The 7976-nt window shown below is 63.6% G+C and carries 8 protein-coding genes; 6 read left to right on the top strand and 2 right to left on the bottom strand.

The features are described 5' to 3' along the window. On the top strand, positions 1 to 770 hold a 770-nt coding region (locus tag ACLQI9_RS22135), incomplete at its 5' end, for an aldo/keto reductase (protein WP_442392208.1). Positions 771 to 924: 154 nt separating this feature from the next. On the opposite strand, the gene ACLQI9_RS22130 is transcribed toward ACLQI9_RS22135, so the two are convergent. Continuing rightward, a complete protein-coding gene (locus ACLQI9_RS22130) occupies positions 925 to 2109 on the bottom strand; it encodes an acyl-CoA dehydrogenase family protein (RefSeq protein WP_442392207.1) in 1185 nt (394 codons plus the stop codon). Continuing rightward, on the bottom strand, positions 2093 to 3103 hold the full coding sequence (locus ACLQI9_RS22125; RefSeq protein ID WP_442377119.1) for an acyl-CoA dehydrogenase family protein: 1011 nt from the start codon (positions 3101 to 3103) through the stop codon (positions 2093 to 2095). The genes ACLQI9_RS22130 and ACLQI9_RS22125 overlap by 17 nt, the downstream gene beginning before the upstream one ends. A 129-nt stretch (positions 3104 to 3232) precedes the next feature. On the opposite strand from ACLQI9_RS22125, the gene ACLQI9_RS22120 reads away from it, so the two are divergent. The 5 genes from ACLQI9_RS22120 to ACLQI9_RS22100 all read left to right on the top strand — a co-directional run bounded on the left by ACLQI9_RS22120 (position 3233) and on the right by ACLQI9_RS22100 (position 7881). Further along, entirely contained in the window at positions 3233 to 4147 is a 915-nt protein-coding gene (locus ACLQI9_RS22120; protein WP_442377117.1) for an NAD(P)-dependent oxidoreductase, read from the top strand. A 185-nt stretch (positions 4148 to 4332) separates the two neighbouring features. Next, positions 4333 to 5421: an amidohydrolase family protein gene (locus ACLQI9_RS22115; RefSeq protein ID WP_442377115.1), complete on the top strand. Its 1089-nt coding sequence runs from the start codon at positions 4333 to 4335 to the stop codon at positions 5419 to 5421. 36 nt (positions 5422 to 5457) lie between these two features. Next, positions 5458 to 6603 carry an amidohydrolase family protein gene (locus ACLQI9_RS22110; protein WP_442392206.1) on the top strand — a complete coding sequence of 382 codons (1146 nt, stop codon included), beginning with the start codon at positions 5458 to 5460 and terminating at the stop codon, positions 6601 to 6603. Then, positions 6604 to 6996, top strand: coding sequence for a Rieske (2Fe-2S) protein (locus ACLQI9_RS22105; RefSeq protein WP_442377111.1), 393 nt, complete (start codon positions 6604 to 6606; stop codon positions 6994 to 6996). 18 nt (positions 6997 to 7014) lie between these two features. After that, positions 7015 to 7881 carry an alpha/beta fold hydrolase gene (locus ACLQI9_RS22100; RefSeq protein ID WP_442377109.1) on the top strand — a complete coding sequence of 289 codons (867 nt, stop codon included), beginning with the start codon at positions 7015 to 7017 and terminating at the stop codon, positions 7879 to 7881. Positions 7882 to 7976: the final 95 nt, after the last annotated feature.

The raw sequence follows: 7976 nt of genomic DNA, 5'->3' as shown, positions 1-7976 counted from the left end.
GCCTGGTCATCACCACCAAGGCCAGTCCCGCCAAATACGCGAGCTGGGAGCTTTTCACGCCCGAGAACGTGGTGGCGAGCATCGACGATTCGCTGCGCCAGCTCCAGACCGATTATCTCGACGTGCTCCAGATCCACGCCGTGGCGCCGCAGATATACGAAAAGACGCGGGAGGTGATCTATCCGGCGGTGCTGCGCGAGAAGGAGAAGGGCAAGCTCCGCTTCATCGGCATCACCGAGGCGGCACCCTACGATCTCGACCACACGATGCTAGAGCGCGCGCTCATCGACGACAACATCTGGGACACCGTCATGGTTGCCTTCAACATGATGCACCAGAATGCCCGCATCAGCGTCTTCCCTAAGACCATGGCGAGGAAGGTCGGCACGCTCATCATGTTCGCGGTGCGCAGCATTTTCGCCCAGCCCGAGCGGCTCACGGCCGAGGTGCGCGCGCTCGCGGCGGAGGGCAAGCTCCCCAAATGGCTGGGCGAGGCGCCGGACCCGCTCGGTTTCCTCGTTCACGAGGGAGGGGCGAGCTCGATCATCGATGCGGCCTATCGCTTCGTGCGCGACGAGCCCGGTGTGGACGTGGTGCTGTTCGGCACGAGCGAGCCCGAACATCTGCGCGAGGACATCGCCTCACTCAAGAAGCCGCCCTTGCCGGCGGCGGATCGCCAGCAAATCATGACCTTGTTCGGCCATCTGGTGGGCGTCGGGATCGAGGCGCCCAAACACGGGCCGGGAGCGCCCGCGCCCGAGCAGCCCTAGGCCCTGAACTCGTTGCCATGCCGAAGAGGTGACTCAGTAGGTAAGGGCGATTTTGTATCAAGTTGGGCCGAGCTAGAGCGAATTCCGCCATGATAGAATCGGCAAGTCTTCTCGTCACCCCCGGGCTTGACCCGGGGGTCCATGGATTGCCGGGTCAAGCCCGGCAATGACGGGAGGAGGACACTCGCTGGGCGATGATGTTGCGCTGGATCTCGGAGGTGCCGCCGGCGATCGTGCCCGAGAAGCTGCGGGCGTAGCGCTCGAACCAGCTGCCGAAGAAGTGGTCGAGGTTCATCGGCGCGTAGGCACCCGTCAGTGCAGGGTGCGCCAGGCCCTCGGATCCGGCTGCTGTTAAAGCGTTTTCACATGCTTGCCGTTCGGCTTCGGAGCCGAACAGCTTGAGCACCGACAACGCGGGCACATCCTCCTCGCCACGAGCGGCGCGCGCCAGGGCCACCGAGCCGAGCAGGCGGAGTGCCTGATAGTCCATCAGCGTGGTGGCGTACTGGTCACGTTCGAGTGCGTTCGTGGGATGGAAATCGGCCAGGACATTGTCCAGCCGATCGGCGAACCCCAGCCACATCATCGTGCGTTCGTGCCCCAGCGATCCGTTGGCCACCCGCCAGCCCTGGTTGAGCGGGCCGACCAGATTTTCGGCCGGCACTCGCACGTCGGTGAAGAACACCTCGTTGAAGTCCAGATCATCCTGCCCGCAGATGGACGGAAATGGCCGGCGCACTACGCCAGGAGTATCGGTGGGGATCAGCAACACGCTGATCCCCTTGTGCTTGGCGGCATCTGGATCGGTGCGCACAAATGTCAGCAACACGTCCGCATCATGCGCACCTGACGTCCACACCTTCTGGCCATTCACGACAAAATCATCACCGTCACGAGCCGCTTTTGTGCGTAGCGACGCCAGATCCGACCCGGCGCTGGGTTCACTCATCCCCAATGAGGCGGTGATTTCGGCCCGCAGGATCGGCACTGCCCAACGCTGTTTCTGCTCGTCAGACCCGAACGAAATCAGCGACGCCGCAATAATATTCACGCCCTGCGGATTGAAACTGTGGTAGATCCGCCGCTGGCACAGCTCCTCCAAATAGACATACTGTTGCAAGACGGTTGCGTTGCGACCGCCGAACTCCGGCGGCTGTGTAGGCAGCAGCCAGCCGTTGTCGAACAGCAGCCGCTGCCAACGGCGTGCCCAGGCCGGCATGTGCGACACCGACTTCGGCCGCTCCAACGCCTCAGCGGCGGCCGCCGGCATGTGCTCGTCGAGGAAGGCGACGAACTCCGCGCGGAATGCCTCGACATCGGGATCAAAGGTGAGCTGCACGGTACTCCTCGGTGATCATCGCCCGGTGCTCGGCGGCCCCGCCGAGCAGGAGCTCGCCCGCCTTAGCCCGCTTCAACGCGAATTGCAGGTCGTTCTCCCAGGTGAAGCCCATCGCGCCGAACAGTTGCAGGCCATGGCGAAAGACCAGCGACTGGCACTCGCCCGCGGCCGCTTTCGCCATCGCGGCCGCCAGCCGCCGACGCGGGTCGTCCTCGGCAATCGTCAACGCTGAAAAATAAGCCAGCGCCCGGGCCCGCTCCACCGCCACATGCATGTCGGCGGCCTTGTGCTGGACTGCCTGGAATGAGCCGATCGGCACCCCGAATTGGTGACGGCTGCGCACGTGGTCGAGCACCAGATCCAGAATGCGTTGGCAGGCGCCGACCATCGTCATCGCCATGCCCATCAGCGCGACATGACGCGCGCGCTCAGTGTCAACACTGAGCCGCGCGGTGTCGGGCACCCGGACCCCGCTGAACGTCACGTCGGCGACATGCAACACCGGGTCGAACACCGAACTGCGTCGCCTGGCTACCTGCCCGGCGACCTCGGCGGCGCTCACGATGAACACCGCGGCATCGGTCACCACCGCCAACCAGTCGGCACGATCCCCATCCAGCACATGCTTGGCCGTGCCGTCCAACACCCACGCATCGCCATCGCGGTGCGCTGTTACGCCGGTGTAGACGGCGGTTCCGGACGCCTGCGGGTCGAACCGATCGGCCGCCAACGGTGCGAACTGGCTCATCGTCGCCAGAAACGGAGTGGGATCGGTGGCGCGGCCCAGCTCTTCCAGCACGATGGCAAGCTCGACGGCGGTCTCCGGATCGTTCATCTCGGTCCAGCCGTGCTCCACGTAGGCCTTCCAGACCGGGGTCGGGTCCACGCCATCTTCGGCGACGCCTCGGACCAGCGCCGGTGGGCATTGCTTGCCAACCGCATCACGCACCGTTTCCCGCCAAAGCCGCTGATCGGCGTCGAATTCCAACAGCATCCCGGCCAGCTCCTTAGCTCAGTTAACGTGCTGTGAGAATACTATTCTCTTAATAGCACAGTGACAATCTCGCCAGGAACTTTCACCAGCGCCACGAGCGGGAAGGCCAGCGAGAGCTAGGCGGTCGAAGTGGAGATCGGATTTATTGGCTTGGGCCACATAGGCTTTCCGGTGGCACGGCGCCTCATTCAGGCGAATCACCGCGTCGTCGCTTTCGACACTCGCGCGGAAGCGCTGGACAGGGCCGTCGCAGTCGGCGTGCAGCCGGCGTCGTCACCCAAAGAGGTCGCCGACCTGGCGGAGACCGTCATGGCCAGCCTGCCGTCGCCCGAAGTCGCACTTGACGTAGCGGGCGGTGCCGGTGGCGTGATCGAGGGCAGCAGAGTCAAGCGCTACGTCGACCTCTCTACCGTCGGTAGCCAAACGGCGGTCCAGATTCACGGTCTTCTCGCCGCACGCAATATCGCGACGGTCGACAGCCCGGTCAGCGGCGGCGTGAGCGGAGCCGAAAACGGGACACTTACCTTGATGGTCTCGGGCCCCCGCACGGAGTTCGACCTACTCAGGCCGGCTTTCGAGACGATCGGCAGGCCGCTTTACATCGGTGAGACGCCTGGCTCCGCGCAGACGATGAAGCTGGCCAACAACATCCTGGCGGCCACCGTCCTCGTCGCGACATCAGAAGTCGTCGTGATGGGCGTCAAGTCCGGTCTGGACCCCGGCGTGATGATCGACGCGCTCAATGCGGGCTCGGGCGCGACGAGTGCGAGCCGCGACAAATTCCCGCGCGCGATCCTCCCGCGTACCTTCGACTACGGCTTTGCCACCGGGCTGATGGTCAAAGACGTACGGCTGTATCTCGACGAAGCAAAGGCGCTCGGCGTGCCTGTCGAGGTCGCCGAAGCGGTCGGGCGACTGTGGGAAACCGCCATGCGCGACGAGGGCGCCGACTCGGACTTCACCTCGGCGATCAAGCCGATCGAACGAGCCGCCGGCGTCGTGGTGGGTCCGGTGGGCGCGGGGAGCCCCGAACCGGGAGAATGATATTATCGGTATACAAGAACAACGCTTACGCGCGCTACCCCCAATTGTGCCCACTAGCAGGTGCGATGATTAATCGAAATGCTTACCGGAAACCCCATTGATTGGCGATGAACAGGAATGTTAGATTACCTAGCGTATTGCCAGCAGGCCCGACCCAGTCGTCGGCGCCGCGAAGGGTGGTTTAGGTGATAGAACACCCAGACGGAACGCGAACACCCGTCATCGACGCGAGTGTGCACATCTTCTTCCCGTCCAACAAAGACCTACGCGGCCACCTGCGCGAGCCGTTCAAGAGCCGCGGTTTCCCCGACTACGAGATGGACTGGTACGGCGCACCCGGCGGCGAGTACGCCCCGAACACCGAGGGGCCGGACCGTCAATATCCGGGCTCGGACCCACAACTGGTTGGCCGCGAGCTGTTTTCGAAGCGCGGGGTCGATGTCGCGATCCTGCATCCCATGGGCCGCGGCATCATGCCCGACCGGCACCTGGGCACCGCGCTTCATGCCGCGCACAACGAGATGATGGTGGCGCGCTGGCTGGAGTCCGACGAGTTCGGTGATCGCTACCGCGGCACCATTCGAGTCAATCCCGACGACATCACCGGCGCCTTGCGTGAGATCGACAAGTACAAAGACCATCCGCGCATCGTGCAGATCGGCATTCCGCTGCAGTCGCGTGAGCTGTACGGCAAGCCGCAGTTCTGGCCGCTGTGGGAGGCGGCAGTCGACGCGGGCTTGCCGGTGGCCGTGCATATCGAGGTCGGCTCGGGCATCGGCTTTACGCCAACGCCGTCCGGCAACACCCACACTTACGAGCAGTACGTCAGCTTCATGGCGCTGAATTACCTGTACCACTTGATGAACATGATCGCCGAGGGAGTATTCGAACGGCTGCCCGCGCTGAAGTTCGTCTGGGCTGATGGAGCGGCGGACCTACTGACGCCATTCATCTGGCGGATGGACTGTTTCGGCCGACCCCACCTCGAGCAGACGCCGTGGGCGCCGAAGTTGCCGAGCGACTACCTCCCCGGCCACGTGTATTTCGTGCAGGGCAGCCTCGACGGGCCCGGTGACGCGCCATTCGCCGGCGAATGGTTCGGCTTCACCGGCAAGGACGACATGGTCATGTTCGGCTCAAGTTATCCGCATTGGCAGTGCAATGAGCTGAAGGTGCCCAGCGCATTCACTGCCGAACAGCGCGACAAATTGTGCTGGCGAAACGCCGCCGACCTCTACGGCATAGACGTCCAGGCCGGTGTGGGCACACACTAGTCATTAGGTAAACGGGATTGGTGAAGGAAGACCACGATGACCCTGACACAGGCGCAAGAGCGCACCCCCGCAGCCGAGCGAATCGCCGTCCGGTGCGTCGACTCCGACGTCCATCCGGTGCCCAAACGCGGTGAGCTCACCCCGTATATCCCGGAGCCGTGGCGCAGCAAATACTTCCTCACTCGCAATGTCGGTGACCAGATCTACTACGACGCTCCCGACTACGCGCACGCCTATGCGATGCGCATGGACACCTTCCCCCCCGACGGCGAGTTCCCCGGTAGCGACCCGGACATGGCCTTGAGGCAGCTGATCATGGAGGCCGGCTCGGACATCGCGATCCTGGAACCTGGCGCATACCCGGCGCGCCTGCCCGGGGCGCAGCACGCGATGGCGTGCGCGTTGAACGACTGGCAGGCGAACCATTGGCTGGACAGCCACAACAACTGGCACGAACGGTGGCGCGGGTCGATCTGCGCCGCCATCGAGGAGCCGGAAGCGACCGTTCGCGAGATCGAGCGCTGGGCCGGGCACCCCTACATGGCGCAGATCCTGATCAAGGCCGAGCCGCGCCCGTCGTGGGGTGATCCGAAGTACGATCCGATCTGGGCTGCGGCCACCAAGCACGACATCACGGTGAGCTGCCACTTGTCGCGAAGCCATTTTGACGAGCTACCCATGCCTCCGGTTGGGTTCCCCAGTTACAACCACGATTTCATGGTGACCTACTCGCTGTTGGCCGCCAACCAAGTGATGAGCTTGATCTTCGACGGGGTATTCGACCGGTTCCCCAGCCTGCGACTCGTGTTCGTCGAGCACGCCTTCTCCTGGATCCTGCCGCTGATGTGGCGGATGGATGCCATCTACGAAGCACGCAAGTCATGGATGGAGATCAAGCGCAAGCCGTCGGAATACGTCAAGAGCAACATCAAGTTCACCACCCAGCCGCTGGACTACCCCGAGGACAAGACGGAACTGACCCGCGCCCTGGAGTGGATGGAGTGCGACAAGATCCTGCTGTACTCCTCGGACTACCCGCACTGGACCTTTGACGACCCGCGCTGGCTGGTCAAACACCTTCCCAAAGCGGCCCGCGAAGCGGTCATGTTCAAAAACGGCATCGCGACCTATCACCTACCGGAAACTGTTCCGGTACTCGAGGGCCAGGTGCGGGTGTTCTGAATGCCCGAAGAAGTCAAGCGGCCCCGGCTTGCGCAGGGCCGCGAGCATGTCGTCGCCGCCGTGGACGAAATCCCGCCCGGAACGCACAAACTGGTGCCCATCGGGCGACACGGTGTCGGCGTCTACAACGTCGACGGCACCTTCTACGCCATCGCCAACTACTGCCCGCATCAGGGCGGACCGCTGTGCTCCGGCCGCACTCGCGGCCGAACCATCGTCGACGAGACCGCCGCGGGCGACGCGGTCATGGTTCGCGACTTGGAGTACATCTACTGCCCTTGGCACCAATGGGGTTTCGAGCTCGCTACCGGGACGACGGCGGTCAAGCCAGAGTGGAGCATCCGCACCTACCCGGTCCGGGTCGTCGGCAACGACGTCCTCGTGACGGCCTGACACTGGAGGAGAAAGCCCGTGGCTTCCATGGAAATCAACGGTGGGAACGTCGTCTACGAAATCCTCGGAAAATCAGGCGATCTCATCGCTCTGACGCCGGGTGGCCGGTTCAGCAAGGAGATCCCGGGACTTCGCCCGCTGGCTGAAGCCTTGGTCGACGGTGGGTACCGGGTGCTGTTGTGGGACCGCCCGAATTGCGGGAAGTCCGACGTACAGTTCTACGGGCAGAGCGAATCACACATGCGCGCCGAGACGCTGCGCACCCTGGTGACCAAGCTCGGCTTCGGGCCGTGCATCATCGCCGGAGGCTCGGGTGGCGCAAGGGATTCCATGCTGACCACGATGCTCTATCCCGACCTGGTCACCAAACTCGTGGTGTGGAACATCGTCGGTGGCATCTACGGCACGTTCGTACTGGGCTCGTACTACATCGTTCCCAGCATTCTGGCGGCCCGCGGAACAGGCGTCGAGGGACTGCTGCAGGTGCCCGAGTGGCGCGAGCGTATCGAGGAGAACCCGGCCAACAAGCAACGGTTCCTCGACCTCGACCGCGACGAGTTCCTCAAAGTGATGCTGCGCTGGCTCAACGCTTTCGTGTCGAAACCCGGACAGACCATTCCCGGGGTCGAGGACGAAATGTTCGACCGCATCCAGGTTCCCACACTGATCATTCGCGGCGGCGAGAACGACTGGGATCATCCCAAGCGGACGTCCCTGGAAGTCAGCTGCTTGATCAAGGGATCGAAGTTGATCGATCCGCCCTGGCCGGAGGATGCATGGGAACGTGCGTCCGAAGAACGTGCGGCGGGCAAGGTGAAGCACTTCAACATGTTCGACACCTGGGTGCAGGCCGCACCCCCGATCCTGGAGTTCCTCGGACAATGACTCCGCGCAAGCCGTCACTCGGTGAGGATGTGCACCTCACAGTTGAGCGACGCCTCCAGAGCCGTATGAATACGGCTCTCCGGAATGCGCTCCAG

Origin of the sequence: Mycobacterium sp. (genome assembly GCF_052143115.1) — a bacterium.
Classification (GTDB): Bacteria; Actinomycetota; Actinomycetes; order Mycobacteriales; family Mycobacteriaceae; genus Mycobacterium.
The sequence above is the reverse complement of the archived record's forward strand: the minus strand, read 5'-3'. Positions and strand labels throughout refer to the sequence as shown.